The sequence below is a fragment of the Gaetbulibacter sp. PBL-D1 genome, from assembly GCF_050509525.1.
Lineage (GTDB): Bacteria > Bacteroidota > Bacteroidia > Flavobacteriales > Flavobacteriaceae > Gaetbulibacter_B > Gaetbulibacter_B jejuensis.
The window spans coordinates 46,088-72,967 of the sequence record NZ_JBNWKB010000008.1 but is presented as its reverse complement, the minus strand read 5'-3'; the positions used below and the strand labels follow the sequence as shown (position 1 = coordinate 72,967).

Below are 26,880 nucleotides of genomic sequence, written 5' to 3'. Positions count from 1 at the left end.
AATTAGTGTTTAATTTTTGAAGCTAATAAATAAATTACAGCCATTCTAACTGCTACTCCATTTTGAACTTGATCTAAAATAATAGCTTGGTCAGAATCTGCAACATCACTCGTGATTTCGACACCACGATTAATTGGTCCAGGATGCATTATTGTAATTTCTTTATCAAGACTGTTCAATAACGCTTTATTAACTCCATATTGCTGAGTGTACTCTCTTGTTGAAGGGAAATAACTTATATCCATTCGTTCGTTTTGAACGCGAAGCATATTAGCTACATCACACCAATTAAGGGCTTTACGCAAATTAGTTTCAACTTTTACACCAAGTTTATCAATATGTTTTGGCAACAATGTTTTTGGTCCGCAAACCATAACATTTGCACCTTGAAGTTGTAATGCATATATATTTGAAAGGGCAACACGACTATGTAAAATATCACCAACTATAACAACGTTTTTACCTTTTACACTTCCTAGTCGCTCTCGTATTGAATAACTGTCTAACAAAGCTTGTGTTGGATGCTCATGTGCTCCATCTCCAGCATTTACAATACTTGCATCTACGTGTTGAGATAAAAACACTCCTGCTCCAGGATTTGGGTGCCTCATAACAACCATATCCACTTTCATGGAAAGAATATTGTTTACCGTATCAATTAAAGTTTCTCCTTTTTTTACTGAAGATTGTGATGCTGAAAAATTGATAACATCAGCAGACAATCGTTTTTCGGCTAACTCAAAAGAGAGCTTTGTACGCGTAGAGTTTTCAAAAAATAAATTAGCAATTGTAATGTCTCTAAGCGAAGGTACTTTTTTTATTGGCCTGTTAATGACTTCTTTAAAATGATCGGCAGTTTCAAAAATAAGTTGAATATCTTGAGAGTTAAGATATTTTATTCCTAATAAGTGGTTGACACTTAATTCGCTCATAGATTTAATTATTTATTAAGTAAACCGAGTCTTCTCCATCATTTTCAGCCCAATTTACTTTTACTTTTTCTTTGTTAATAGCATCTACCTGACGACCTCTATAATTAGGTTGTATTGGTAAATGCCTACTAAAACGTCGGTCAATTAAGGTTAAAAGTTCTATTTCGTTAGGTCTTCCAAACGATTGAATTGCTGTTAAAGCAGACCGTATACTTCGTCCTGTATATAAAACATCATCAATAAAAACCACATTTTTATTTTCAACTAAGAAGTTAATTTCGGTAGTATTAGCTTCAAGGGTTTTTTCTCCTCGTCTAAAATCGTCTCTAAAAAAAGTAATATCTAAATGCCCTAACTGAATGTTTTTTACTTTATAGTCTTCAGTTAACATTTTAGCTAAACGATTAGCTAAATACTTACCTCTAGGCTGAATACCTATTAAAACTGTGTTGGAAAAATCGTTGTGGTTTTCAATTAATTGACAAGCCAATCTATGAAGAATGATGTTTACCTCTTTTGCATTAAGTAACACTTTTTGACTCATATTGTATCCAAACGTATTTGGAGAACAAAGATAATGCAAAATTTTTACGCAGTTTGTATAAACTCTAAAAAAGTAAAAAGAAGCCTATTTAAGGCTTCTTTTTTTTAGTTGTCAAAATAAATTAATATCTAACAAACTTGACAGACTTACTGTTTTTATTATTGTATAAGTTTAAAACATAAACTCCTTTGTTTAAATAAGATGTGTCAATAGATTGTAAAACATCACTTGAATCTCCTTTAACCAATTGCTTACCGTCTATTCCATAAATACTAAATTCAAAAAAATCGGTATTGTTTAATAAATCTATTTTATTGTCCTTTACTAGAACTTTAAAGTCTTGTTGATTTGCGCTTTCTAAACCTAAAGTACTATCATACTCACTAACCATGGTAATTGATGTTCCATTTAAAAGATTGGTTAAAACACCTCCAAGTCCTGAAGTTTTATACACTCTTAAATAGTAAACATCACCTGGGTTAATATTATTGATAACAACTTCAAAGCTACCTCCAACAACCAATAAAACTCCGTAAGAATCACATTCTATTTCTTGGAGATTTCCAATATCTCCTGATGGTGCTAATAAAATTTGATAATCAACACTAGTTATTAAAGAAACACCAGCGCTTACCATACCAATTGTAACTTTGTTATCTCCTCCTGAGACTTCATGCATATAAAACACATCATCAGTAGCTCCACACGCAGGATTTAATCCCGAAGGAGTAGCTGAGTTAAAATCTAAAACATTTACAGCTACAGCAGTTCCATCTACTTCTATAGCATCGTTAATCGTGTTTCCATTTTGAGCCACTAAGATGGTAGCCATCAAAAATCCGGTTAAAAAAAGTACATTTTTTTTCATAATATAAAAATTTAGGGTTAATAAAAAGACTGCTTTGTTCTTGATTGAACTATATCTTGTCTAATTACAAAGTGCACTCTATAATTATGAAAAATTTTAAAACTCATTTTAACAAATAATCATTAAAATCACTATTTTAATAATCATTTACCATTAATTTAACAAACAAAAACAACAAAAACAATGATTTAGTTAAATATTATGTGAAATACATAAAATTTTAACATTTAGTATGAAGAACATAAAAAAGCCTTACAGAAACTGTAAGGCTTTTTAAAAAATTGGTTTTGGGTCAAATATTACTTCTTCCCGTCCATTTTATCTTTCAGAGCTTGCAACGCGTCGTTAGCATCACCTAAAGTAGGTTTTGCTTCAGCAGCTTGAGCTTCTGCTTTTTTAGCAGCAGCTTTTACGTTTGCAATTTCTTCTTCTTTAAAGATTGCTGTATGAGAAGCAACTACTCTCTTGAATTCTTTATTGAACTCAATGATTTTGAATTCAGCTTCTTCACCTTTCTTAAGTTTCTTACCATCTTCTTTCTCTAAGTGACGAGAAGGAACAAAAGCAACGATATCTTCGTTAAACTCAACAGTTGCACCTTTGTCAACGATTTCAGAAATTTCAGCAGTGTGAGTTGTACCTAAAGCAAACTCAGTCTCATACTTATCCCATGGGTTATCAGTAGTCTGTTTGTGACCTAAAGATAATTTACGTCCTTCTACGTCTAACTCAAGAACAACAACTTCTAACTTGTCTCCTACGTTACAGAACTCGCTTGGGTGTTTAATTTTCTTAGTCCAAGATAAATCAGAGATATAAATTAATCCGTCGATACCTTCTTCTAATTCAACAAATACACCAAAGTTTGTAAAGTTACGTACAATACCAGTATGTGTAGAACCTACAGGGTATTTTCCTGTAATATCAGTCCATGGATCTGGAGTTAATTGCTTAATACCAAGTGACATTTTACGATCTTCTCTATCAAGAGTTAAGATAACCGCTTCAATTTCGTCTCCTACAGATACGAAATCTTGAGCTGAACGTAAATGTGTTGACCATGACATTTCAGATACGTGAACTAATCCTTCAACACCTTCTTCTACTTCAATAAATGCACCGTAATCAGCAATTACAACAACTTTACCTTTTACTTTGTCACCTACTTTTACAGTTTCACCAAGTGCTTCCCAAGGATGCTTGCTTAATTGTTTTAAACCTAATTGGATTCTAGATTTATCTTCATCGAAATCTAAAATTACAACGTTAAGTTTTTGGTCTAATTCAACAATCTCGTTTGGATGGTTGATACGAGACCAAGAAAGATCAGTAATGTGGATTAATCCATCAACACCACCAAGATCAATAAACACACCGTAAGAAGTAATGTTTTTAACAACACCTTCTAATACTTGTCCTTTTTCTAATTGACCAATGATTTCTTTCTTTTGTTCTTCAATATCAGCTTCAATAAGAGCTTTGTGAGATACTACTATGTTTTTGAATTCGTGGTTGATTTTTACAACTTTAAATTCCATAGTTTTATTTACGTACTGGTCGTAATCTCTAATTGGTTTTACATCAATTTGAGAACCTGGTAAGAATGCTTCAATACCAAATACGTCAACGATCATACCACCTTTAGTTCTGCATTTTACAAAACCGTTTACGATTTCACCAGTGTCATGTGCATTGTTTACACGATCCCATGCTTTGATAACACGAGCTTTACGATGAGATAATACTAATTGTCCTGTTGTGTCTTCACGAACGTCAATTAATACTTCTACCTTGTCACCAACTTTTAAATTTGGGTTGTAACGGAACTCATTTAATGAGATTACACCTTCAGATTTTGCGTTGATGTCGATAATAGCATCACGATCAGTAATGTGGATTACTTCTCCTTCTACTACTTCATCATCTAAAGTATCTACGAAATTTTCAGATACTAATTTTTCAAATTCTTCTAATTGCTTGTCGTCAACTTGGTCAATTCCTTCTTCGTAATTGTGCCAGTTAAACTCTTTTAAGAATTTTTCAGGATTTGCTTGTGCTTCAGATACTACTGGAGCTTTAGCTGCTACTGCTTCAGTTGCTTCAACTTCTGCTTGTTTTGCTTGTTTTTCAGCCATGTGCTGATAATTAATTTGTATTCTGTATGTTTAAAAAGATTTATGCGAACACACACAGAAGTGTTATTGTTTGTTTTGTTTGTTTCCTTCCTATCTTTTTCAACTCGCTAAAAAGGAGTGCAAAAATACAATTTATTTATTGTAATACCAAATAAATAATTGAAGTATAAATTATTGGTTTTTAACGCGTAATAAGTGCTTATGCGTTTTTAGCAATGGTTTGTTTTGCTAGTTGCAAAATGGTTTCAAATTGCTCACTTAATGTAAGGTTAGAATTGTCTATTTCTATAGCATCTACAGCTTTGGTAAGTGGAGAGTCTTTTCTGGTGGAATCTATCCTATCTCTAGTTTCAACATTTTTTAAAACGTCTTCAAAACTCACATCGTCACCACGTTCTTTCAATTCTTCATAACGTCTCACTGCTCTTGTATTTGCAGATGCTGTCATAAACAATTTAAGTTCTGCATCAGGAAAAACAACTGTACCAATATCTCTACCATCCATAACAACACCTTTGTCCTTTCCCATTTGTTGTTGCTGTTTTACCAATTGTCTACGAACTTCGGGAACTGTTGCTACTTGACTTACAAATTTTGAAACTTCTAATGTTCTAATCTGTTTTTCAACATTTACAGAATTTAAATATACCTCAGCAAAACCTAGCTTTTCATTAAACTTAAATGAGATATTTATATCATCTAATTGATTAATTAATGCTTCTGTATCAAAACAGTCTTCTGCTATTAGGTTATTTTGCATCGCATATAAAGTTACAGCTCTATACATTGCTCCTGTATCCACATACACATAGCTTAAAGCTTTTGCTAATTGTTTAGCAACTGTACTTTTTCCTGTTGAGGAAAATCCGTCTATAGCAATAGTAATGTTTTGCATTATCTCAAATCTATTTGTAATCCAAAGAAACTTGTGTTTGAAGCTCCTGTATATCTTGCATGCGTATAACTGAATCGCATTTTGTTGAGTTTTATTCCAACTCCAAAAGATAATCCTGAAAAGTTACGTTGGTCAACAATTCTTAACTCTTCTGATCTTCTAAAGTTATATCCTAATCGAACATTAAATCCCCTATCAGGAAATAACTCTGCTCCCAGTATTGTATGACGCAATACTTCATTTAAAAACCCAACTTTTTCTTGAGTTTGTTCGCCATCAAGATCTGTGGTTGCTCTTGCAGGATTTGAAAAACCAATTGGCCACTCTTGTAGATTTTCTAAGGTTAAGTGCCATCTTATTGGTACGTTCTCTAAAGTTTGCGACATACCAAAATTGATTTCTAAAGGTAAACTCTCATTTAAACCTGCATAAGTTTTAAGCTGCGCTCCAAGATTTCTAACGGTTAATGCTGCATGAAAATCTAATCGTTCATTTATATACATTATTCCTAAATCCAATGCACCTCCAATAGAGTTGTATTGTTCCAATTTTGAAGTGATGATTTTAAGGTTTGCTCCTGCATAAAAATCGGAAAACCCAATTTGCTTTGCATAACCTAAGGATAAAGCGGCTTCATTTCCTGTAAAGGAACCAGTGGATACACCATTTATATCATAACCATCAAAACTACCATAATTAATATAGGTCATCCCAATATGAAATGTTTGTACATGTCTATCCCAAGTATATGCATAGGCAGCAGTACCATAACTAATACCACCCAAATAGCTTGAATAATTAAGTGCTAACTGGTTATCCATTTCATCATTAATAGTTGCAGGATTGTATAAAGGACTGGTTACATCATAATCATAATTGGTAAGCACTTTACCACCTAATGCGGCTTGACGAGGAGACGATACCAAATTTAAAAACTGGTATGTAGATTCACCACCAACTTGAGCATAAATTGATGAACTAACAATGCAAAATAAAAAAATAAAAACCCTCTTTAGCATAAGTCTGCAAAGTAAACAAATCTATCTTAAAACGAAGACATCATTGTTTTATTTTTATGCTATAAAAAAACCTCAACAAATTGTTGAGGTTTAATCTTATAAGGCCTTTGCATTTTTAACCTTTTGGTTAGTGAGTGCAAGCTTTAAAACATCACTCATATCGGTAACATAGTGAAATTTGAGTCCTTTTAAATATTCAGGCTTTATTTCGTCTATATCACGCTTGTTGTCTTCACAAAGTAAGATTTCTTTTATTCGAGCTCGTTTAGCAGCCAATATTTTTTCTTTAATACCACCAACAGGTAACACTTTTCCACGAAGCGTAATTTCACCTGTCATTGCTAAACTACTTTTAACTTTACGTTGCGTAAATAAAGACACCAAAGAGGTTAACATAGTTACACCTGCACTTGGACCATCTTTTGGCGTAGCACCTTCTGGCACGTGGATGTGTACGTTATATTTATCAAACACTTCTGGGTTTATATCAAACTCATCAGCATGTGATTTAATATATTCCATAGCAATGGTAGCAGACTCTTTCATCACCTTTCCTAAGTTTCCAGTAATAGTTAAATTACCTTTTCCTTTAGAAAGTATTGATTCTATAAATAGAATATCGCCTCCTACTCTAGTCCAAGCTAACCCTGTAACAACTCCTGCTACATTATTATTTTCATATTTATCGCGTTCTAGCTTTGGTGCTCCAAGTACTTCTATAATATCATCATTACTCACTTTTACATTATACTCTTCTTCCATAGCAATGTTTTTTGCTGCGTAACGCACCATTTTTGCTACTTGTTTTTCCAATCCTCTAACACCAGACTCTCTAGTATAACCTTCTACAATTTTTTCTAATTGTGGTTTTGCTATTTTAAGGTCTTTAGGCTTTAAACCATGTTCTTCAAGTTGTTTTGGCAGTAAATGTCTTTTTGCGATTTCAACTTTTTCTTCAATAGTATAACCGCTTACATTTATAATTTCCATTCTGTCTCTTAAAGCAGGCTGAATGGTATTTAAACTATTAGAAGTTGCAATAAACATCACTTTAGATAGGTCAAATCCCATTTCTAAGAAGTTATCATAAAACTCACTGTTTTGCTCAGGATCTAACACTTCTAACATTGCAGATGAAGGATCACCTTGGTGCGAATTAGACAGTTTATCTATCTCATCTAATACAAATACTGGATTAGATGTTCCTGCCTTTTTTAGACTTTGAAGAATTCGTCCTGGCATTGCACCAATATAGGTTTTACGATGTCCTCTAATTTCAGCTTCATCTCGCAAACCTCCTAATGACATTCTTACATACTCTCTCCCTAAAGCTTCAGCAATAGACTTTCCTAAAGACGTTTTACCAACTCCTGGAGGTCCATAAAGACAAAGGATTGGAGATTTCATATCATTACGCAATTTTAAAACTGCCAAATATTCAATAATTCGACGTTTTACGTCATCTAATCCATAATGGTCTCGGTCTAAAACTTTTTTGGCATGTTTTAAATCGAAGTTATCGTCACTAAACTCATTCCAAGGTAAATCTAAAAATAAGTCTAAGTAATTACGTTGAATAGAATACTCTGCAACTTGCGGATTCATTCGCTGTAATTTAGATAATTCTTTATCAAAATGCTCGCCTACTTTTTCATCCCAAACTTTATCCTTAGCACGTTGGCGCATCTCTTCTACTTCCTCTTCATACGAAACACCTCCAAGTTCTTCTTGAATGGTTTTCATTTGTTGATGCAAAAAGTACTCACGTTGCTGTTGGCTCATGTCGCTTTGTACTTTAGATTGAATGTCATTTTTAAGCTCCAGCTTTTGGAACTCAACATTCATATACTTTAAAGTCGTTAATGCACGTTCTTTTAAATCGTTTATTTCTAAAAGCTCTTGCTTTTCCTTTACTGTAAGATTCATGTTTGAAGACACGAAATTTACCAGAAACGAATTGCTTTCAATGTTTTTAATTGCAAAAGTAGCTTCGGTAGGAATGTTTGGGCTTTCCTTAATAATTTGAAGCGACAATTCCTTTATAGAGTCTATTATTGCCGAAAACTCCTCGTTATCAACAGCTGGTTTAGCTTCTGCTACATCTTTGATAGTTGCAGTTATATAAGGTTTTTCAGAAACTATTGTATCAATCTCAAAACGTCTTTTACCTTGTATAATAATAGTAGTATTACCATCAGGCATTTTTAAAACTTTAAGGATTTTAGCTACTGTTCCTTTTTTATAAATGTCGTTTCCTGTTGGATTTTCTATAGTTTCATCTATTTGAGAAACCACACCTATTACCTTACTACTTTTATTAGCATCGTTAATAAGCTTTATAGACTTGTCTCTACCTGCTGTAATTGGAATAACCACTCCAGGAAACAAGACTGTATTACGTAATGGTAATATTGGTAATGTTTCGGGTAGTGCTTCATTATTTATTTCTGCTTCATCTTCAGGTGTCATTAGTGGGATTAACTCTGAATTTTCATCGAAATCCTGTAATGACAAACTGTCAAGACTTAAAAAATTAGATTTTGCCATATATCTTTTGTAGGTCATTCTGTCATTATAAATAACAAAATGCATTTTAATTAATCATTAAATATTCAAAACAAATGCTGATAATCAACAATTTAACATATCAACAAAGTTGTTTACCTTTATATATTTTCAATAGTTATGCCATTACCAAAATATCACAGTAAAAACTTTTTTCAATTAAAGTGTAACAAATTAAAAACACATACATCTTTATACTAAAGCATTTGTTTTTTGACACTAACCAATCAAAATATAGAGCAGCTACTACAGCTATGTAAATTAGGCAACCAAAACGCGCAAATGGAAGTCTACAACCGGTATTACAAAGCTATGTATAATACTGCACACCGAATTGTAAAAGACAGCTTTGAAGCTGAAGATATCATGCAAGATTCTTTTTTAACCGCTTTTACAAAATTAGACAGCTTAAAAAACGAGTCGACTTTTGGATCATGGTTAAAACGAATTGTAGTAAACAATAGTATTTACCATTATAATAAAAACAGTAAATACAGCGATGTTCCTTTAGATAATGTAATGTATAAAATTGAAGATGAGCAAGGGATTGCCGAAGATTATGAATTTACTAATCTAAAAGCAACCCAAGTTATGCAGAGTATGAAGCAGCTTAAAGAAAATTACCAAGTTAGCTTAACACTACATTTAATTGAAGGGTATGATTATGAAGAAATTTCGGAAATCATGAATATATCACACGCCAATTGCAGAACAATGATATCTAGAGCTAAAGAGAGTTTGAGACAAAAACTTCAGCCATTAGCTGAATTATAAGTAAACGATATGGAAAAAGATAACTTAAAGAATTTGTTTGAAAAGCTAGATGGTCAATTTGACATTGAAACTCCATCTATAGGTCATCAAGATCGTTTTTTGAGTAAATTAAAAACTCAAGATACTAAAGTAACAACGGTTAAATCCAAAGGTAAAAACATTTGGAAACCTTTAATGGCTGTTGCTGCATCAGTAATACTATGTCTAAGTCTTTTTACTATTACTCAGCAAGAACCTGAAGTAAAAGATTTAGCTAGTGTGTCTCCAGAGTTATCAAAAACTCAAGATTTCTTTACAACAGCTATAAACAAAGAATTAGCATTACTTAAAGATGAGCGTTCTCCTGAAACCAAAGTTTTGGTTGACGATGCTTTAAAGCAGTTAAACATTTTAGAAAAAGAATACGAATTACTAAAAGTTGACCTTACCGAAAGTGGAGATGACAAACGAGTTATTTATGCTATGATCTCAAATTTTCAAACCAGAATTGACGTATTACAATCAGTACTAGAAAACATAGAACAAGTTAAACAATTAAAGCAACAAAATAATGAAATCAAAAATACTATATAACCTGTTTTTAACCTTGGTTTTAGTGATGCCACTATCTGCTATAGCTGGTGGAACAAGCTTAAAAGGCAAACACACTAAAGAAAAAACCATTAAAAAAGAGTTTACTGTTAACAGTGATGCTCTATTAAGAATAAAAAATAGCTATGGTAATATTAATGTAGCTACCTACGAAGGCAACACAACATCTATTGAAGTGGTTATAAAAACCAACGGAAATGATTTAGACGAAGTTCAAAAAAAGCTTGATGAAATTACTGTTGAATTTAACGCAACATCAAACGAAGTTGAAGCAAAAACCATTTTCAATAAAAACAAATCAAAGTCTTGGTGGAATTGGGGAAAAGGTAACAATATTAATATGGAAATTAATTACATCGTCAACCTTCCTATTACTAACAATGTGGATTTAAACAACGACTATGGTAGCATTACACTTGATAAGCTAGAAGGAAGCGCTATAATAAGATGCGACTACGGAAAGATTACCACAAAAGAATTAATGTCTGACAATAACATACTAAGCTTTGACTATACTAAAAACTGCTACTTTGAGTATATAAAAAGTGGTAAAATCAATGCTGATTACAGTGGATATACTGTTGCAAAAACCAAAAATCTTGAAATTTCGGCAGACTATACAGACTCTACAATTGAAGTTGCTGAAAATGTAAGTTACAATTGTGATTATGGTTCAATTACCATTAATAACGCAAACAACGTAAATGGCAAAGGGGATTATCTAACTCAAAGACTTGGCAACATTTATAAAAATGTAAAATTGAATGCTGATTATGGTTCTATAAAAATTGCTAAAATGGCTGCAAATGCAGGAAATGTATTGATAGAGTCAGATTATGTTGGAATTACAATTGGCTACGATCCTGGATACAACTTTAATTTTGAAATTGATTTAGAGTATGCATCCCTAAAAATTGATGATGCTGTTGAAATTTCCAAAAAACGAATTGAATCTACTGACAAATATTACTTAGGACATAAAGGAAACCCAAATAGCGGAAACAACATTAAAATCACTTCTGACTATGGAAGTGTAACACTCAAAGAGAATTAATCAAAAAACACAACTAAACAATGAAAAAATCAATCTTATTTTTAGCCTTTTTAGCATGTTCGTTTATTGCAAACGCACAAAAAATAAAAGGAAATGGAAACATGACCACTATTACCAGATCAACATCAGACTATGATGGTATAAAATGCGCTGGGTCGTTTGATTACATTTTAGTAGCAGGAACTGAAGGAAACATAACTATCGAAGGTGAAGAAAACCTTTTAGAGTATATAGTTACCGAAGTTAAAGGTGGAAACCTTATCGTTAAAACCGAAAACAATGTTAACCTTAGAACAAGTAAAGGGAAAACTATTAAAATCACCATTCCTTTTAAAGATATCAATAATGTATCGCTTGCTGGTTCTGGAGACCTATGGAACGAAGATAAAATCACCTCTACAAATCTCGACGTAGCTTTAGCTGGTTCTGGTGATGTAGTACTTAACGTAGAGGCTTCTTCTATAGTTGGAAAACTAACTGGCTCTGGCGATTTAACGCTTAAAGGAAACACCAATGAGTTAGAAGCTAAAGTTTCAGGATCAGGAGATTTTCATGGTTTTAATTTGCAGTCAAACCACACAAATGTAGCTGTTGCAGGTTCTGGTGATGCAGAAGTTGTGAGTAATATAAGTTTAAAAGCAAGAGTTGCAGGTTCTGGTGATATAGAATATAGAGGCAACCCAAAAACTGAAGACACTAAAGTTGCTGGCTCAGGAAGTATTAGCAACTAAAATAATTTCATCAATCAATTAAAAAAGCCACTCAATCCCATTACTTAGGAAGAGTGGCTTTTTATTTTTATCGTATATATTTCTTAATACGTAATATTAATAACACCTGAAGTAATACTAAGGTCTCCTCCATCAGCATTAGTAACTACTCCTCCAAAAGAACCAACTAAATTTCCAGCTTCATTAACTGTTATATTTGATACAAAATCAAATGGAGGTCCTAATTCTGAAGGATAAAATACTGATGTTAATGTTAATTCAAAAGTATCATTAATTAAACCTTCTCCTGTAGTATCAACAGGTACTTCAAAATAAATTGAATATACAGATCCTGGAGATGTATCTACTCCTGTAACTTTTACCATTCCGTTTTCAACAGCTACACTAATATCTTCAAAATCAATTGGAGCTGTACCTGCAAAAAGGCTTAGTTCTTGATCAGGGTTTTCAACATTTACAACACATTCACCTAAATCATCAACAATCGCTTGTAAGCTTCCGTCGTTATCTCCACATTCGGCAATTTGGTTTTCTAAAGCCAATTTGTAAGCATTACAATAATCAGCATAATTATCGTCAGTTGCATTATTAAAGTTTACCTCAGCTAAGTTAGTTGCGTTCGCTAAAGCTTCACAATCATCAAATCCGTTAGGGTCTGAACAATCTCCTAAAGCGTCGATACTAGATTGAATACTTCCATCAGGATCACCACAAGCAGCTAATAAGTTTTCTAATGCGGTTTTGTACGCAGAACACAATTGAGTATAGTTATCATCAGTAACCGAAACAAAAGCTAAAGCAGCTGTAGCTACTTCTTGTGCTGCAGCTTCACAATTTAAATTTCCTGAGTTTGATGTATCTATTTCACTATCTAATGGTTCTTTTTCGCAAGTAAATGCTGATAAAAGAATAAATAGAGAAAATAAAAAACTGAGTTTTTTCATAATAGTTTTGAGTTGAATTTTTACAAACATAATACTTTTAATTAATTTTCAGGATTAGATTTAGGCACTCTGAACAATAAAATTATTCCAAATAAGAAAAACAGAAATAAAAATACAATAGCATTTCGCATTGTACTTATGTGGTCAACAATAGCAAAAATAGCCATACCTATAACGATTCCTATTTTTTCAGCTACATCATAAAAACTAAAATAAGAGGTTGAATCTTCAGTTTCTGGTAGATATTTTGAATACGTAGAACGTGCCAAGGCTTGTATTCCTCCCATTACTAAACCTACAAATGCAGCTGTAACATAAAAGTGTATTGGCAATGTTACAAAGTAAGCACAAACACATAAAAGCATCCATATAGCATTAATTACAATTAGCGTGTGTTTGTTTCCAAAACGTTTTGACGCTCTCGAAGTCAATACAGCTCCAAATACAGCTACTAATTGAATTACTAGTATACTCACTATTAATCCTGTTCTTTTTTCATTATCATCAGCCCAAAGAATTTCTTTTTCACCAAAGTATACAGCCATTAACATAATGGTTTGTACAGCCATACTAAACACAAAAAACGCATACAAATAACGTTTTAATCTTAGGTTTTGCTTAAGCTCTTTCCAAACCGATTTAAGCTCAGTAAATCCGTTAAAAATTACACTTTTAGTAACTTTATGACCTTTAGACGTTCCTTTTGGTAATACATAAAATGTGTACTGACTAAATATAATCCACCATAACCCAACTGTTATAAATGAAATTCTCATAGCTTCTATTGAAGCTGCATTTCGAGATTCTTCGGTTGTGCCAACATCAAATCCAAACCATTCAGGAAACATTACCATAAAAAGGTTAAGGATTAACAATAAAACACTACCTATATAACCTAAACTAAACCCTTTGGCACTTATACTATCCTGTTGGTCCTCGTAAGCAATGTCTGGTAAGTACGAATTATAAAACACCAAACTTCCCCAATATCCTATAAGTCCCATAAAATAGAACAGTAAACTAACGTGAATTAAATCTTTACTAAACCAATACAAGCCTATACAACCTAAGCCACCAACATAACAGAAAAACTTCATGAACGTTTTTTTGTTTCCTACAAAATCGGCAATACCTGAAAGTATAGGTGATGAAAACGCAACCACAAGAAAGGTAAAGGCTGTTACAATTTCAATTAAAACGGTTTGTTTAAATTCATATCCAAATGCCGAAACCAGTTCGGTTTTTGTTGCAAATAAACTCCCATAAAACAATGGAAAAATAGAAGATGCTATAGTTAAAGTATATACTGAATTTGCCCAATCATAAAATGCCCAAGCATTAAGAAGTTTTTTACTTCCCTTTTGAAGTTCTGCCATAGTTAGTTAAAATAAAAAGCTGCCCTTTTTAGGACAGCTTCTAAAGTAATCAAATATTTTTAGAATTTGGTGTTATCATTTAAACGATGTTACACCAAACTTTTTTGCTTCAGCTTTTGCCTTTGCAGCATTCTTTGTAAGATTAGCAATTCTTGTTTCGTTTGAAGGATGCGTACTTAAAAACTCAGGTGGTGCTTGTCCTCCACTTTGTGCTTGCATACGTTTCCAAAGTTCAGCACATTCATCAGGATTATAACCTGCTATAGCCATAATCATTTGTCCAATCTCATCAGCTTGCGTTTCATGACTTCTGCTAAAAGGCAACATTCCTAGTACATTTGAACCTACTCCATAAGATTGGTTAAATATATTTCTGGTTTGCTCATCTTTTATAGCAAAATTACCTGCTACTGCAAGACCTTGTTGTATATATGCAGCACTCATACGTTGTTGTCCATGGTTCGCTAAAGCGTGTGATACCTCGTGTCCCATAATAGCAGCTACTCCTGTTTCTCCATCTGCTATTGGTAAAATACCTGTGTAGAATACAATTTTTCCTCCAGGCATACACCAAGCGTTTACAGTTTCGTCATTAACTAGATTATATTCCCATTGGTAATCTTTTAAATATCCTTCATAGCCATTAGCATTTAACCAACGCTCAGCAGCAACTGCAATACGTTGACCAACACGTTTAATCATTTCAGCATCAGCAGTTCCTGTAACTACTTTATTTTCAGTTAAAAATTGATCGTATTGCGAAAATGATGATGGAAACAATTGGTCGTTAGATACAAATGCCATTGTTTTTTTCCCTGTAAAAGGGTTTGTTGCACAAGATAAAAACAGTAATACTGTACCTAATGCAACGATGCTTTTTCTATAGTTCATTATTGATGGTGTTAAATGTTATTAGTTATAAATTTACAAAAATCATTCCATACAATTATGACACATAACATCATAAATTGTCACAGTTAACTTACAGTTTAGTTCTTATTCTCCCACTAAGTGAAGTTGAGTAAAATCTTTATCAACTATCATACTATTGTCTCCATTCATCTTAACATTAGCTAAAGGAATATCGACATTATCAATTTGGATACTAGAGACCTTAAATGGTAATCCATGGAATTTCACTAAAAACTGCTGATAGTTTGCTGTAAACTTACCTTCTTTATGTTGCTGAATAATAAGTTGATTTGGCTTTCCTGTTAACTTAAACGTTCTAAAACTATAACGTCCTTTTATGTAGTCGTAACCATCATGCGCATCATCATAAAACAGAGAATCTTCTTTACCTTCTTTATAATATACATCTAATACTACTTGGTCTATTTCTTTTTCGTCTACATACTGCTGAACAGGGTATTTTGGGATAATTGCTCCTTCTTTTACAAAAATTGGCATACTATCAATATCAGCATCAACCCACATTTCCTTTCCTCCATTAACAATTTCATTTGTCCAGAAATTGAACCATTTTCCTCTAGGTACAAACATGCGTCTGCCTCTTGCATTTTGTTCTAAAATTGGACAAACCAATATTTTTTCACCAAAAATAAACTCGTCATTTCTGTAATGTGTGTGAACGTCTTCTTGATCAAACAACATTAATGATTTTAACATTGGAATCCCTTCTTCAACATACTGCCAAAATGTAGTATATAAATATGGAAGTAATTGGTAGCGAAGTTCAATAAACTTTCTAACAATATCTGTTACGTCTTCATCAAAAGCCCATGGTTCTTGATCGCCATGATCACCAGAAGAATGTACTCTACAAAATGGGTGAAATACTCCTAACTGAATCCAACGAGTAAAAAGCTCACCTTGTGGCTGTTCTGCAAATCCACCTATATCGCTACCAGCAAATGAAAAACCAGACATTGCCATACGTTGTGCTTGTATGTTTGCTATCCATAAATGCTCCCATGTTGCAACGTTATCACCTGTCCAAGTTGATGTATATCTTTGAGTTCCTGAATAGGCTGCTCTTGTAATTACAAATGGTCGTTTTGGATAAGAGTACTTTTTTAATCCTTGATATGTAGCTCTCGCCATTTGCATACCATAAATGTTATGCGCTTTTCTGTGGCTACAAGGGTTACCATCATAATCGTGTCTTACATCGTTAGGGAAAGTTTTATTAGGAACTTCCATAACTGCAGGCTCGTTCATATCGTTCCAAACTCCTTTTACACCAATGTCTTCAACAAGCTCTTTGAATAAACCTGACCACCATTCTCTAACTTCAGGATTTGTAAAATCAGGGAAATAACATTCCCCAGGCCATACTTTACCTTTCATGTATGGTCCATCAGCACGTTTACAGAAGTAATCTTTATCTAAAGCTTCTTTAAACACACTGTATTCCATATCTATTTTAATTCCTGGATCAATGATAACAACAGTTTTAAAACCATCGTCTGATAGTTCTTTAACCATTTTTTTAGGATCAGGAAAATAGTCTTTATTCCAAGTAAAACATCTAAAACCATCCATATAATCAATATCTAAATAGATAGCGTCACATGGTATTCTTAACTCTCTAAATTTTTGGGTGATTTCTTTTACCTTACTTTCTGGATAATAACTCCATTTACATTGGTGAAAACCTAAGGCCCAAAGTGGTGGCAATTGATGTGGTTTTCCTGTTAAATCTGTATAATTAGCAACAACATCGCTCATTTGAGGACCATAAATGAAATAGTAGTTCATTTCGCCTCCTTGAGCCCAAAAACTAGTGACGTTGCGTCTTTCATTAGCAAAGTCAAAAAATGACCTAAAGGTATTGTCAAAGAAAATTCCGTAGGCTTTTTTATTGTGCAATGCTGTATAAAACGGTATTGTTTTATAGATTGGGTCTGTATTTTTACCATAAGCGTAAGAATCAGTTACCCAATTTTCAAAACGTTTTCCTTTAAGGTTAAGCTTTGCAGGTTTATCTCCAAGACCAAAGTAACTTTCACCATCATGAGAGGCTTTGCTCATTTTTACAATATTGCCTCCAAACTCATAGCTTTCTTCCCAATGAAACCCTAATTCGTCTTCGTTTATCAAACTTCCATCAATAGCATCAAACAATGACACTCTAAGGTCTAGTTTTGAAATTTCACAAATTAGTTTTGAAGTTGTGACTTTATAAACTTCCTTCTCCTCTTCAATCTCAAGTTTATTATATCCTCTACTTGCATATTTAGTTATAGCATAGGAAAAATCGTTTTCAAAATTGCCTGTTGTTGTAAACCTAAATCTCAACACACTATCTCTAACCACTGTTAATTCTAAAACAACATCATTATCGGTTTTAAAATACAAGGTATCAACATCTTTGCTATACGAAACAATTTTTGAAGGAAATAAGTTTCCTTTATATTCTAATTCAGTATTTACAATCATAAGTCAAGGTTAATATACATAACAAAAAAACGTATAAGTTACCACATATAAAACATTAGTTTATAAGAATTATTAACTATAACGTTTTCGAAAATTTATTTTGAATATTTAAACGCCACCATACCTAAAGGCGGAATAGTAATCTTTACAGAATGCTTTCTATACTGCCAATCTTTTTTCTCTGACTTAAGCGTTTTGTTTTGATATTCACCTGTACCATTGTATGACTTTAAATCACTATTGAAGATTTCTTTAAGTGTCCCTTGTTTGGGTAATCCTATCCTGTAATTTTCCCTAGGAATTGGCGTCATATTACACACCACAATAATGTTATCTTTTACTAGCTTACCTTTTCTTATATAGACAAGTACCGAGTTTTCAGAATCGTTATAATCTATCCATTCAAAACCGTCGTTTGAAAATTGCTTTTGGTGTAAAGCAGGTTCACCTTTGTACAGTGCATTCAAGTCTTTTATAAGCGTTTGAATACCTTTATGAACATCATATTGTAATAAATGCCAATCTAAACTTTGTTGAAAATTCCATTCTTCGCTTTGCCCAAATTCGGCTCCTTGAAACAGCAAGTTTGCTCCAGGATGTGTAAACATGTAACTATACAGCAATCGTAAATTTGCAAAGCGTTGCCATTCGTCTCCTGGCATTCTACCTAGTAAAGAACGTTTACCATACACAACTTCGTCATGTGATAAAGGCAGCATAAAATTCTCTGAAAATGCATAGGTCATTGAAAACGTTAAATCATTTTGATGATGCTTTCTATAAATAGGTTCTTTTGCAAAATATTGAAGTGTATCGTGCATCCAACCCATCATCCATTTCATACCAAATCCTAAACCTCCTAAAAAAGTTGGTTTTGATACCATTGGATATGCTGTAGATTCTTCTGCAATGGTTTGTACATCAGGAAACAAACTATAAACGGCTTCATTCATTTCTTTCATAAAATCAATAGCCTCAAGGTTTTCTCTACCTCCAAACTTATTGGGTTCCCACTCTCCTTCTTCTCTTGAATAGTCTAAAAACAACATAGATGCTACAGCATCAACCCTTAAACCATCTGCATGATAATGATCTAACCAAAAAATAGCGTTACTAATTAGAAACGATTTTACTTCATTACGACCATAGTTAAAAATTAGGCTTTTCCAATCAGGATGATAGCCTTTTCGCTTATCAGGATGTTCGTACAAATGTGAGCCTTCAAAAAAACCGAGTCCGTGAGCATCTTCTGGGAAATGTGATGGTACCCAATCTAGAATAATTCCTATATCATTTTGATGAAGTTTATCTACCAGAAGTTTAAACTCTTCAGGATACCCAAAACGCGATGTTGGTGCAAAATATCCTGTAATTTGATATCCCCAACTTGGGTCATAAGGATATTCCATTACTGGCATTAACTCTACATGTGTAAAGTTCATGTCCTTTACATAGCTTACCAACTCGTCAGCTAATTCTCGATAAGACAAAAACCGATTGTGTTCTAGCTTTCGTTTCCAAGATCCTAAATGCACCTCGTATACTGAAAATGGAGCATCCAAAGCATTATTAGCTTTACGCTTTTTCATCCATTTGGCATCATCCCAAGTATAATTTTCATCATCCCAAACTATTGAAGCTGTTTTTGGAGGATGTTCGCATCGTCTTGCGTAAGGGTCAGCTTTTTCAGTTATTATATCAGCATTATTACTATGTATTTTATACTTATACACACTGCCTTTCCCAACATTGGGTATAAAGCCTTCCCATATTCCGCTAGAATCCCAACGTACATTAAGTTGGTGTTGTTCATCTTCCCAAAAGTTAAAATCACCTATAACCGAAACAGCCTTAGCGCTTGGAGCCCAAACAGCAAAATACGTCCCTTTTACTCCATTTAAAGTAGTAATGTGAGAGCCAAACTTTTCATAAAGTCTGTAATGCTTTCCTGCTTTGAAAAGACCAATATCAAATTCTGTAAACAAACTATGGGCTATTACCTTTTCCATATTGAGAATTAAACACTAAATGTACATAATTAAATACACTGTAAAAGTATTATTTCTTTTAAATAAATGTAATTTTAAGCTAATGGTCTCGACCAAGACCATAAAAAATTGAAAATTTAGAATTATGAAAAAGCTCTTTTTATTATTTGTTGTAGGAATGTTGTTTAGCTGCAATACTGTAGCGCAAAAAACAAAAACCACAAAAAAGGACGTTTACAAAGTGAACAAAACTGATGAAGAATGGAGACGCGTTTTAACTGATGAACAATTTTATGTTTTAAGAGAAAAAGGCACTGAAAGACCTCACACAGGCAAGTACAATTTACACTTTGAGAAAGGAACTTATGCTTGTGCAGCTTGTGATGCTCAATTATTTGAAAGCGGAGATAAGTTTATGTCAGATTGTGGTTGGCCTAGTTTTGACAATGCCATTGAAGGTACTATAAAATACAAAGAAGATCGCTCTTTAGGAATGGTTCGCACCGAAATACTATGCGCCAATTGTGGAGGACATTTAGGACACATTTTTAACGATGGACCTACTGAAACAGGAAAGCGTTTTTGTGTAAACTCAGCGAGTTTAAACTTTGACGCTAAAGCTGAAAAAAATTAGCACCTAGTCATTGACATAAGTGTTATCTTTACACTTATGGAAAACACAATAATTTCTGGCGTAATCAAACAGTTTGAATACTACAAAACTGCTGCTGACAAAACATTTGACCAACTATCTTTTGACGATATGAATTGGCAACCCAATGATACTTCAAATAGTATTTCTATAATTGTTAAACACATGGTAGGAAATATGTTGAGTAGGTGGACCAATTTTTTAACAGAAGATGGTGAAAAAGATTGGAGGCATCGCGAACAAGAATTTGTGGCAACTTACACAACTAAAAACGATGTATTGCAAGCATGGGAAATGGGTTGGGACTGTTTGTTTGACGCTATACAACCACTTAAAGATTCTGATTTAGAACGTATAGTTTACATTAGAAATGAAAAGCATACTGTAGCTGAGGCTATCTTTAGGCAATTAGGACATTACCCTTATCACATCGGTCAAATTGCTTACATAGGAAAATTGCTAAAAGAGAATCATTGGAAATCATTATCTATTCCCAAAGGGCAATCTGAAGCATTTAACAAAGAAAAATTCAACAAAAACAGAAATTAACTTTTTTTCACTTCAGATTTTACAATGTGATGTTTTTTATAAGGCCTAATAATTAGTCGTGCTTCCCTATCAAAACGAATGTAATTATACACCCAGTTTATAAAAACAATTGCTCTGTTTCTAAATCCTATTAAAAAGAATAAGTGAACAAACATCCAAACAAACCATGCAAACACACCTTGAAATTTAAACGACTCTAAATCTACAACCGCTTTATTACGGCCTACTGTTGCCATTGATCCTTTATCGTTATACTTAAACGGTTTCATGGGTTTACAATCTATTAATCTCACCAAGTTATCTCCAAGTTGTTTTCCTTGTTGAATAGCAGGTTGAGCCATCATAGGATAACCTTGCGGAAAATCTTCGGTTTGCATACAAGCAATATCACCTACAGCAAAAATGCTATCAAACCCTTTTACTTGGTTAAATTCGTTTACCACTATTCTATTACCTCTTGTAATGTAATCTTGAGCGTCTAATCCTTTTATAGTAGCACCTTTAACACCTGCAGCCCAAACAACAGTTGCAGTTTCAAAAGTAACATCGGTATTTGTGGTTACCGTTTTGCCATCATATCCTGTAACTCTTAAATCCTTCCAGATGTTAACACCTAGTTCTTCAAGAAAATCTTCAGCTTTTTTAGAAGCCTTTTCACTCATTTCTTTCAACACTCTGTCACCAGACTGCACAAGATTTATTTGTGCTAAACGCGTATCTAAATCAGGATAATCTTTAGGTAAAATGCCTTTCTTTATTTCGGCTAAAGCACCAGCTAACTCCACTCCTGTTGGTCCTGCTCCTACAATTACAAAATTCATTAAAGCATTACGCTCATCAAGGTCTGATGTGAGTAACGCATCTTCAAAATTTTCTAAAATTAAGCTTCTAAGGTTAAGCGATTGCGGTATGCTTTTCATAGCCATACTATGCTTTTCAATCGATTGGTTACCAAAATAATTGGTTTCAGAACCTGTTGCAATAACTAGATAATCGAACTTTAAATCTCCAATATCAGACTTAACTATTTTATTTTCGGCATCAATCTCCTTCACATTTGCCATTCTAAAGAAAATATTAGGAAAATTCTTCAATATTTTTCGCAATGGATATGCAATAGAATCAGGTTCTAATCCACCTGTAGAGACTTGATATAGTAAAGGCTGAAACGTGTGATAATTGTGTTTATCCAATAAAACAACTTGTGCTTCTTTTTTTGATAATCTTCTGGCAAGAGAAATGCCTGCAAATCCACCACCAATAATAACAATGCGAGGATAACTCACTCTAGGTATATTCATAAAGCTTAACTTTCAATACAAAGGTAGCAAAACATATAATTTTTTGTTAGCTAAATTCATATTTCAATTTAGGTTTTGTAAATTCGTAGCTTCAAAATAAGACAAAACAAATTCTCATGAGTAAATACGATATTATTGTTCTTGGAAGTGGTCCTGGAGGCTACGTAACTGCTATTAGAGCTTCTCAATTAGGTTTTAAAACTGCAATTGTTGAAAAAGAAAGTCTAGGTGGTGTGTGCTTAAATTGGGGTTGTATTCCAACAAAAGCATTGTTAAAATCTGCACAAGTATTTGAATACTTAAAACATGCTGAAGATTACGGATTATCAGTTAAAGATGCTGATAAAGATTTTGATGCTGTTGTAAAACGTAGTCGTGGTGTAGCAGATGGTATGAGCAAAGGTGTTCAGTTTTTAATGAAAAAGAACAAAATTGACGTTATTGAAGGGTATGGAAAAGTAAAACCTGGAAAGAAAGTTGAAGTTGACGGTAAAGACTACAGTGCTGACCATATTGTAATAGCAACTGGAGCACGTTCTAGAGAGTTACCTAGCTTACCACAAGATGGTAAAAAAGTAATAGGTTACCGCGAAGCAATGAGCTTAAAAGAGCAACCTAAAAAGATGATTGTTGTAGGTTCTGGAGCTATAGGTGTTGAGTTTGCTTACTTTTACAACTCTATGGGAACTGAAGTAACTATAGTTGAGTACTTACCTAATATTGTTCCTGTTGAAGATCAAGACGTATCTAAACAACTAGAACGTAGCTTTAAGAAAAGTGGTATTAAAATCATGACTTCAGCCGAAGTAACTAAAGTTGACACTTCAGGAAAAGGTGTTAAGGCTACTGTAAAAACATCTAAAGGAGAAGAAGTTCTTGAAGCTGATGTAGTATTATCTGCAGTAGGAATTAAAACCAATATTGAAAACATAGGATTAGAAGACGTAGGTATTGTTGTTGATAGAGATAAAATTTTAGTAAATGATTTCTACCAAACCAATATACCTGGTTATTACGCTATTGGAGACGTTACTCCTGGTCAAGCATTAGCTCACGTAGCCTCTGCTGAAGGAATTCTTTGTGTTGAAAAAATTGCAGGAATGCATGTTGAAGCTTTAGACTACGGAAACATTCCTGGTTGTACATATTGTACTCCAGAAATTGCTAGCGTTGGTTTAACCGAAAAACAAGCTAAAGATCAAGGTATCGATATTAAAGTTGGAAAATTCCCGTTCTCAGCTTCTGGTAAGGCAAGTGCTGGTGGAAATAAAGAAGGCTTTGTAAAAGTTATTTTTGATGCCAAATATGGTGAGTGGTTAGGATGCCACATGATTGGTGCTGGCGTAACTGATATGGTTGCTGAAGTTGTTTTAGGTAGAAAACTAGAAACTACAGGTCATGAAGTATTAAAAGCAGTACATCCTCACCCAACAATGAGTGAAGCAATTATGGAAGCTGTTGCAGATGCTTATGATGAGTGTATTCATATCTAAACAAAACAAACTAATAGATATAAAAAGCAATCCTTAATTTGGGTTGCTTTTTTTTATAATACAAGTCCCATTCCTATGAACAATCCATTAGGAGCTATTTCTTCAAATCCTATGGTGTATTTCATGTGAGCATCTAATGAAGGTGTGATGTTATAAGACGCACTTATATCTGCTCTTACTTTAAATTTACTGGAGAAAAAATCAAAAAAGTAATTAAGACTAGGTCCTGCAAGTAAGCTAAAATTGTTAGCCACTTCATATTTAGCATAAATAGGAGCATTTATAAACTTAAAATCACTAAGCCCAATGTATAACACTTCAGGTTGCAAAGAAAAGGTTTCGTTAATTTCAAACTCAGTAAAAGCACCTAAATAAAACCCTGTTTCAGTTTCAGTGTTCGCTCCAAAATTAGCTTCTTCTACATTAAAAAACGTAAGGTTTAAACCTCCTTTAACTCCAAAATTCACTTCATTTTGTGAATGCATTGTAAACGTTGAAATACAAAAAAATAGTAATAGATTAAATCTCATGGTTAGTTATGTAATTGGTTAAATTATGTATCTAGAACTTAAATCTAGAGCCTAAATTAAATGAAGAACGTGATTTACCTTGATAATGTTGTGTATTAAAACCTTCATTCTCAAACTGATCAGTCATTAACAAATTAAATCGCGCATAAATATTCAAATTATCATTAACATCATATTGAACTCCAGTAGTCATGGACATGGAGTATTCTCGTGGAACTCCTGTATTATCTGTGAGAATATTAACTTTTGGACCAGCCATTACACTAAATTTATTTGTAACTCCATATTTTAAAAGAAAAGGATATTCTAAATAATTAAAATGCGGTGTAATGGTTTTATGCAGTTCTGTTCTCAAGGTCCAATTATCTCCAAGTATGTCGTATTCTGAAAAATAACTACCATAAAAGTAATTAATCCCTAAATCTGAATTCAAGACTTCGTCACTTTGTGTAAAAGAATCTACTGGTTGAGTGCTCGTTTCTTGAGCGTTAATAGTTTGAAAAAGACCAACTAATAACAGGCTAGAAATTAATCGTTTCATATGGTTGAGTATAGTATTTTACACTAATTTACAACAACATAGAATAAGTATTTCACAAAAGAACCTTAAATTATAGCTTAAAAAAAGTTAATTAACTAATCATAACTTTATAAAAAACTTTGAATACCAAGCTCATAGCTTTGCAAACCAAAACCAACTATTACACCTTTTGCATTAGGAGACACATAGGATACATGTCTAAACTCTTCCCTATCAAATGTGTTGGAAATATGAACTTCTACAACAGGAGTTTCAATGGCTTTTACAGCATCACCTATACCAACAGAAGTATGTGTATAAGCAGCAGCATTTAATACAATACCATCATAAGCACCATAACCAGCTTCATGAAGTCTATTAATAATTTCGCCTTCAATATTTGACTGAAAGTATTCTATGTTTACGTTTTTATACTTTTCTTGTATTGTATCAAAAAACTCATTAAAGGTTAAGCTACCATATATATTGGTTTCACGTTTACCTAGCAAATTTAAATTAGGTCCATTAATAATAATTAGTTTCTTCATATAGTAAAGATATTAAAAAAAGGTATAAAAAAAGCCGAAGCAACTGCTTCGGCTTTTTATAACTATTATTTCTTTTAATTAGAAATGTAAAGCAAATCCAATTCTGAATTCAAAGATTCCTTCATCAGTGAAATCTTCGTTCATTGAAAGATTGTATCTTAAACCTGGCTCAATGCTGATGTTATCAGCTACAAACCAAGCATATCCACCTTGTAATCCAACCCATAATGGAGACTCATCACCATAAACATCATCACCAGAAGCACCAGTTAAATCAACTTGTACTGGGAATTGGCTAGCGATATAGTACTTAGCACCTAACTTATAGCTGAAAGAAGAAGCTCCATCGTAATCGTTGTATCCTAAACCAACTTTTACAGCTAAATCATCCATAACAAAATAACCACCTTCAGCACCTATTGACCATATTGTAGTTCCATCTACAGATAATAAACCAAAACCTGTATTAGCACTGTGTCCATACATGTCAGCACCAAAACCAGTGTTAGCTTCAACAAGGATACTTCCTTTAGATAAAGCAGTTGATCCGTTATCAGAATCTTGAGCGTTTACATTAGATAATCCTAATACTGCAGCAGCAGCAAATAAAAATAATTTTTTCATAATTGATTAAGTTTTTTTTAATTGAGTTTGCGAAAGTATGTAGAAGTTTTTTATCTACACAACATTTTAACAAGAATTTTCTTAACCTTTTAAGTATCAGAACATAAAAAAAGCCGAAACGAATGTTTCGGCTTCATAAATACTAATTTCTTTAATTTAGAAATGTAATGCAAATCCTATTCTGAATTCAACCATACCTTCATCAGTGAAGTCTTCATTCATTGAAAGGTTATATCTTAAACCAGGTTCAATAGAAATATTATCTGCAACAAACCAAGCATAGCCACCTTGTATACCTAACCATAATGGGCTTTCGTCTCCAAAAACATCATCTCCTGAAGCACCTGTTAAATCTACTTGCACAGGAAATTGGCTATCAATGTAATATTTAGCTCCTAATTTATAACTAAAAGAAGAAGCACCATCAAAATCATTGTAACCTAATCCAACTTTTACAGCTAAATCGTCCATTACAAAATAACCTGCTTCACCTCCAATAGACCAAACAGTTATTCCATCAATTGAATATAATCCAATTCCAGTGTTAGCTGAATGTCCCCATTGACCAGCACCAAAACCAGTGTTTGCTTCAATAACCCAACTTCCTTCTGATAGTGCATTTCCACCATCATCAGAACCTTGCGCTTTAGCAGTAAATCCAAAAGCTACCATAGCAGCTAATAACATTAATTTTTTCATAATATTTAAAGTTTTTAAATTGATTATTAGCAAACTAAACACTTTTTTTTGAATTTTTCACATTTTTATCGCTAGTTATTAACAATTTTATAAACAAAAAATTTTAAAACCCTAACTAACAGCAATTTAAAAAACACGTTATTAAC

At 33.1% G+C, this 26,880-nt stretch carries 25 protein-coding genes; 7 read left to right on the top strand and 18 right to left on the bottom strand.

The window, feature by feature from the left end; all coding sequences use genetic code 11:
* Positions 1 to 2: 2 nt before the first annotated feature.
* The 7 genes from ACQ0RB_RS08435 to lon all read right to left on the bottom strand — a co-directional run bounded on the left by ACQ0RB_RS08435 (position 3) and on the right by lon (position 8,940).
* Complete coding sequence (locus ACQ0RB_RS08435; protein ID WP_129760784.1) at positions 3 to 932, bottom strand: aspartate carbamoyltransferase catalytic subunit; 930 nt, start codon at positions 930 to 932, stop codon at positions 3 to 5.
* Between the two features lie 4 nt (positions 933 to 936).
* Positions 937 to 1,476: a bifunctional pyr operon transcriptional regulator/uracil phosphoribosyltransferase PyrR gene (pyrR, locus tag ACQ0RB_RS08430; RefSeq protein ID WP_129760783.1), complete on the bottom strand. Its 540-nt coding sequence runs from the start codon at positions 1,474 to 1,476 to the stop codon at positions 937 to 939.
* 121 nt (positions 1,477 to 1,597) lie between these two features.
* The gene (locus tag ACQ0RB_RS08425) at positions 1,598 to 2,344 is read right to left on the bottom strand and encodes a T9SS type A sorting domain-containing protein (protein ID WP_430497787.1); all 747 of its coding nucleotides are present in this window, start codon (positions 2,342 to 2,344) and stop codon (positions 1,598 to 1,600) included.
* Between the two features lie 299 nt (positions 2,345 to 2,643).
* Positions 2,644 to 4,479 carry a 30S ribosomal protein S1 gene (gene rpsA, locus ACQ0RB_RS08420; RefSeq protein ID WP_430497785.1) on the bottom strand — a complete coding sequence of 612 codons (1,836 nt, stop codon included), beginning with the start codon at positions 4,477 to 4,479 and terminating at the stop codon, positions 2,644 to 2,646.
* A gap of 199 nt (positions 4,480 to 4,678) precedes the next feature.
* Positions 4,679 to 5,374: a (d)CMP kinase gene (gene cmk, locus ACQ0RB_RS08415; RefSeq protein WP_430497783.1), complete on the bottom strand. Its 696-nt coding sequence runs from the start codon at positions 5,372 to 5,374 to the stop codon at positions 4,679 to 4,681.
* Positions 5,374 to 6,393, bottom strand: a complete 1,020-nt coding sequence (gene porQ, locus ACQ0RB_RS08410; protein WP_430497781.1) for a type IX secretion system protein PorQ — start codon at positions 6,391 to 6,393, stop codon at positions 5,374 to 5,376. Before porQ ends, cmk begins: the two co-directional genes overlap by 1 nt.
* 96 nt (positions 6,394 to 6,489) lie before the next feature.
* A complete protein-coding gene (lon, locus tag ACQ0RB_RS08405; protein ID WP_430497779.1) occupies positions 6,490 to 8,940 on the bottom strand; it encodes an endopeptidase La in 2,451 nt (816 codons plus the stop codon).
* A 231-nt stretch (positions 8,941 to 9,171) separates the two neighbouring features.
* On the opposite strand from lon, the gene ACQ0RB_RS08400 reads away from it, so the two are divergent.
* The 4 genes from ACQ0RB_RS08400 to ACQ0RB_RS08385 are packed head-to-tail and all read left to right on the top strand — an operon-like array spanning position 9,172 to position 12,108.
* Positions 9,172 to 9,732 carry an RNA polymerase sigma factor gene (locus ACQ0RB_RS08400; RefSeq protein WP_129760779.1) on the top strand — a complete coding sequence of 187 codons (561 nt, stop codon included), beginning with the start codon at positions 9,172 to 9,174 and terminating at the stop codon, positions 9,730 to 9,732.
* Positions 9,733 to 9,741: 9 nt separating this feature from the next.
* Positions 9,742 to 10,305 carry a hypothetical protein gene (locus ACQ0RB_RS08395; protein WP_131507273.1) on the top strand — a complete coding sequence of 188 codons (564 nt, stop codon included), beginning with the start codon at positions 9,742 to 9,744 and terminating at the stop codon, positions 10,303 to 10,305.
* Positions 10,283 to 11,377 carry a hypothetical protein gene (locus ACQ0RB_RS08390; RefSeq protein ID WP_430497777.1) on the top strand — a complete coding sequence of 365 codons (1,095 nt, stop codon included), beginning with the start codon at positions 10,283 to 10,285 and terminating at the stop codon, positions 11,375 to 11,377. The genes ACQ0RB_RS08395 and ACQ0RB_RS08390 overlap by 23 nt, the downstream gene beginning before the upstream one ends.
* 20 nt (positions 11,378 to 11,397) lie before the next feature.
* Entirely contained in the window at positions 11,398 to 12,108 is a 711-nt protein-coding gene (locus ACQ0RB_RS08385) for a head GIN domain-containing protein (protein ID WP_430497775.1), read from the top strand.
* Between the two features lie 83 nt (positions 12,109 to 12,191).
* On the opposite strand, the gene ACQ0RB_RS08380 is transcribed toward ACQ0RB_RS08385, so the two are convergent.
* The 5 genes from ACQ0RB_RS08380 to glgB form a co-directional block, all read right to left on the bottom strand.
* Complete coding sequence (locus ACQ0RB_RS08380) at positions 12,192 to 13,052, bottom strand: hypothetical protein (RefSeq protein ID WP_430497773.1); 861 nt, start codon at positions 13,050 to 13,052, stop codon at positions 12,192 to 12,194.
* 41 nt (positions 13,053 to 13,093) lie between these two features.
* Complete coding sequence (locus tag ACQ0RB_RS08375) at positions 13,094 to 14,428, bottom strand: MFS transporter (protein WP_430497771.1); 1,335 nt, start codon at positions 14,426 to 14,428, stop codon at positions 13,094 to 13,096.
* A gap of 75 nt (positions 14,429 to 14,503) precedes the next feature.
* Positions 14,504 to 15,319, bottom strand: a complete 816-nt coding sequence (locus tag ACQ0RB_RS08370) for a M48 family metallopeptidase (protein ID WP_129760773.1) — start codon at positions 15,317 to 15,319, stop codon at positions 14,504 to 14,506.
* A 105-nt stretch (positions 15,320 to 15,424) separates the two neighbouring features.
* Positions 15,425 to 17,830 carry a glycoside hydrolase family 31 protein gene (locus ACQ0RB_RS08365; RefSeq protein WP_430497768.1) on the bottom strand — a complete coding sequence of 802 codons (2,406 nt, stop codon included), beginning with the start codon at positions 17,828 to 17,830 and terminating at the stop codon, positions 15,425 to 15,427.
* A 95-nt stretch (positions 17,831 to 17,925) separates the two neighbouring features.
* A complete protein-coding gene (gene glgB, locus ACQ0RB_RS08360; protein WP_430497766.1) occupies positions 17,926 to 19,839 on the bottom strand; it encodes a 1,4-alpha-glucan branching protein GlgB in 1,914 nt (637 codons plus the stop codon).
* Positions 19,840 to 19,963: 124 nt separating this feature from the next.
* On the opposite strand from glgB, the gene msrB reads away from it, so the two are divergent.
* Both msrB and ACQ0RB_RS08350 read left to right on the top strand, forming a co-directional pair.
* A complete protein-coding gene (gene msrB, locus ACQ0RB_RS08355) occupies positions 19,964 to 20,452 on the top strand; it encodes a peptide-methionine (R)-S-oxide reductase MsrB (protein ID WP_430497764.1) in 489 nt (162 codons plus the stop codon).
* A gap of 36 nt (positions 20,453 to 20,488) precedes the next feature.
* A complete protein-coding gene (locus ACQ0RB_RS08350; protein ID WP_430497762.1) occupies positions 20,489 to 21,019 on the top strand; it encodes a DUF1572 family protein in 531 nt (176 codons plus the stop codon).
* On the opposite strand, the gene ACQ0RB_RS08345 is transcribed toward ACQ0RB_RS08350, so the two are convergent.
* Positions 21,016 to 22,320, bottom strand: a complete 1,305-nt coding sequence (locus ACQ0RB_RS08345) for an NAD(P)/FAD-dependent oxidoreductase (RefSeq protein WP_129760766.1) — start codon at positions 22,318 to 22,320, stop codon at positions 21,016 to 21,018. The genes ACQ0RB_RS08350 and ACQ0RB_RS08345 overlap by 4 nt on opposite strands.
* A gap of 116 nt (positions 22,321 to 22,436) precedes the next feature.
* On the opposite strand from ACQ0RB_RS08345, the gene lpdA reads away from it, so the two are divergent.
* Entirely contained in the window at positions 22,437 to 23,813 is a 1,377-nt protein-coding gene (gene lpdA / locus ACQ0RB_RS08340; protein ID WP_430497760.1) for a dihydrolipoyl dehydrogenase, read from the top strand.
* Positions 23,814 to 23,866: 53 nt separating this feature from the next.
* On the opposite strand, the gene ACQ0RB_RS08335 is transcribed toward lpdA, so the two are convergent.
* The 5 genes from ACQ0RB_RS08335 to ACQ0RB_RS08315 form a co-directional block, all read right to left on the bottom strand.
* Positions 23,867 to 24,298 (bottom strand): hypothetical protein, encoded by a 432-nt coding sequence (locus ACQ0RB_RS08335; RefSeq protein ID WP_430497758.1) that lies wholly within the window; start codon positions 24,296 to 24,298, stop codon positions 23,867 to 23,869.
* A 76-nt stretch (positions 24,299 to 24,374) separates the two neighbouring features.
* Positions 24,375 to 24,884, bottom strand: a complete 510-nt coding sequence (locus ACQ0RB_RS08330; protein ID WP_430497756.1) for a hypothetical protein — start codon at positions 24,882 to 24,884, stop codon at positions 24,375 to 24,377.
* A 107-nt stretch (positions 24,885 to 24,991) separates the two neighbouring features.
* Complete coding sequence (gene aroQ / locus ACQ0RB_RS08325) at positions 24,992 to 25,411, bottom strand: type II 3-dehydroquinate dehydratase (protein WP_134200010.1); 420 nt, start codon at positions 25,409 to 25,411, stop codon at positions 24,992 to 24,994.
* A gap of 78 nt (positions 25,412 to 25,489) precedes the next feature.
* Entirely contained in the window at positions 25,490 to 26,035 is a 546-nt protein-coding gene (locus ACQ0RB_RS08320; RefSeq protein WP_134200013.1) for a hypothetical protein, read from the bottom strand.
* 156 nt (positions 26,036 to 26,191) lie between these two features.
* Positions 26,192 to 26,734: a hypothetical protein gene (locus ACQ0RB_RS08315; protein WP_430497754.1), complete on the bottom strand. Its 543-nt coding sequence runs from the start codon at positions 26,732 to 26,734 to the stop codon at positions 26,192 to 26,194.
* Positions 26,735 to 26,880: the final 146 nt, after the last annotated feature.

What these genes read in the sequence shown, in the direction of transcription:
- ACQ0RB_RS08435 (WP_129760784.1), bottom strand. Translation starts at nt 932, where the DNA reads ATGAGCGAATTAAGTGTCAACCACTTATTAGGAATAAAATATCTTAAC.
- pyrR (WP_129760783.1), bottom strand. Translation starts at nt 1,476, where the DNA reads ATGAGTCAAAAAGTGTTACTTAATGCAAAAGAGGTAAACATCATTCTT.
- ACQ0RB_RS08425 (WP_430497787.1), bottom strand. Translation starts at nt 2,344, where the DNA reads ATGAAAAAAAATGTACTTTTTTTAACCGGATTTTTGATGGCTACCATC.
- rpsA (WP_430497785.1), bottom strand. Translation starts at nt 4,479, where the DNA reads ATGGCTGAAAAACAAGCAAAACAAGCAGAAGTTGAAGCAACTGAAGCA.
- cmk (WP_430497783.1), bottom strand. Translation starts at nt 5,374, where the DNA reads ATGCAAAACATTACTATTGCTATAGACGGATTTTCCTCAACAGGAAAA.
- porQ (WP_430497781.1), bottom strand. Translation starts at nt 6,393, where the DNA reads ATGCTAAAGAGGGTTTTTATTTTTTTATTTTGCATTGTTAGTTCATCA.
- lon (WP_430497779.1), bottom strand. Translation starts at nt 8,940, where the DNA reads ATGGCAAAATCTAATTTTTTAAGTCTTGACAGTTTGTCATTACAGGAT.
- ACQ0RB_RS08395 (WP_131507273.1), top strand. Translation starts at nt 9,742, where the DNA reads ATGGAAAAAGATAACTTAAAGAATTTGTTTGAAAAGCTAGATGGTCAA.
- ACQ0RB_RS08390 (WP_430497777.1), top strand. Translation starts at nt 10,283, where the DNA reads ATGAAATCAAAAATACTATATAACCTGTTTTTAACCTTGGTTTTAGTG.
- ACQ0RB_RS08385 (WP_430497775.1), top strand. Translation starts at nt 11,398, where the DNA reads ATGAAAAAATCAATCTTATTTTTAGCCTTTTTAGCATGTTCGTTTATT.
- ACQ0RB_RS08380 (WP_430497773.1), bottom strand. Translation starts at nt 13,052, where the DNA reads ATGAAAAAACTCAGTTTTTTATTTTCTCTATTTATTCTTTTATCAGCA.
- ACQ0RB_RS08375 (WP_430497771.1), bottom strand. Translation starts at nt 14,428, where the DNA reads ATGGCAGAACTTCAAAAGGGAAGTAAAAAACTTCTTAATGCTTGGGCA.
- ACQ0RB_RS08370 (WP_129760773.1), bottom strand. Translation starts at nt 15,319, where the DNA reads ATGAACTATAGAAAAAGCATCGTTGCATTAGGTACAGTATTACTGTTT.
- ACQ0RB_RS08365 (WP_430497768.1), bottom strand. Translation starts at nt 17,830, where the DNA reads ATGATTGTAAATACTGAATTAGAATATAAAGGAAACTTATTTCCTTCA.
- glgB (WP_430497766.1), bottom strand. Translation starts at nt 19,839, where the DNA reads ATGGAAAAGGTAATAGCCCATAGTTTGTTTACAGAATTTGATATTGGT.
- msrB (WP_430497764.1), top strand. Translation starts at nt 19,964, where the DNA reads ATGAAAAAGCTCTTTTTATTATTTGTTGTAGGAATGTTGTTTAGCTGC.
- ACQ0RB_RS08350 (WP_430497762.1), top strand. Translation starts at nt 20,489, where the DNA reads ATGGAAAACACAATAATTTCTGGCGTAATCAAACAGTTTGAATACTAC.
- ACQ0RB_RS08345 (WP_129760766.1), bottom strand. Translation starts at nt 22,320, where the DNA reads ATGAATATACCTAGAGTGAGTTATCCTCGCATTGTTATTATTGGTGGT.
- lpdA (WP_430497760.1), top strand. Translation starts at nt 22,437, where the DNA reads ATGAGTAAATACGATATTATTGTTCTTGGAAGTGGTCCTGGAGGCTAC.
- ACQ0RB_RS08335 (WP_430497758.1), bottom strand. Translation starts at nt 24,298, where the DNA reads ATGCATTCACAAAATGAAGTGAATTTTGGAGTTAAAGGAGGTTTAAAC.
- ACQ0RB_RS08330 (WP_430497756.1), bottom strand. Translation starts at nt 24,884, where the DNA reads ATGAAACGATTAATTTCTAGCCTGTTATTAGTTGGTCTTTTTCAAACT.
- aroQ (WP_134200010.1), bottom strand. Translation starts at nt 25,411, where the DNA reads ATGAAGAAACTAATTATTATTAATGGACCTAATTTAAATTTGCTAGGT.
- ACQ0RB_RS08320 (WP_134200013.1), bottom strand. Translation starts at nt 26,035, where the DNA reads ATGAAAAAATTATTTTTATTTGCTGCTGCTGCAGTATTAGGATTATCT.
- ACQ0RB_RS08315 (WP_430497754.1), bottom strand. Translation starts at nt 26,734, where the DNA reads ATGAAAAAATTAATGTTATTAGCTGCTATGGTAGCTTTTGGATTTACT.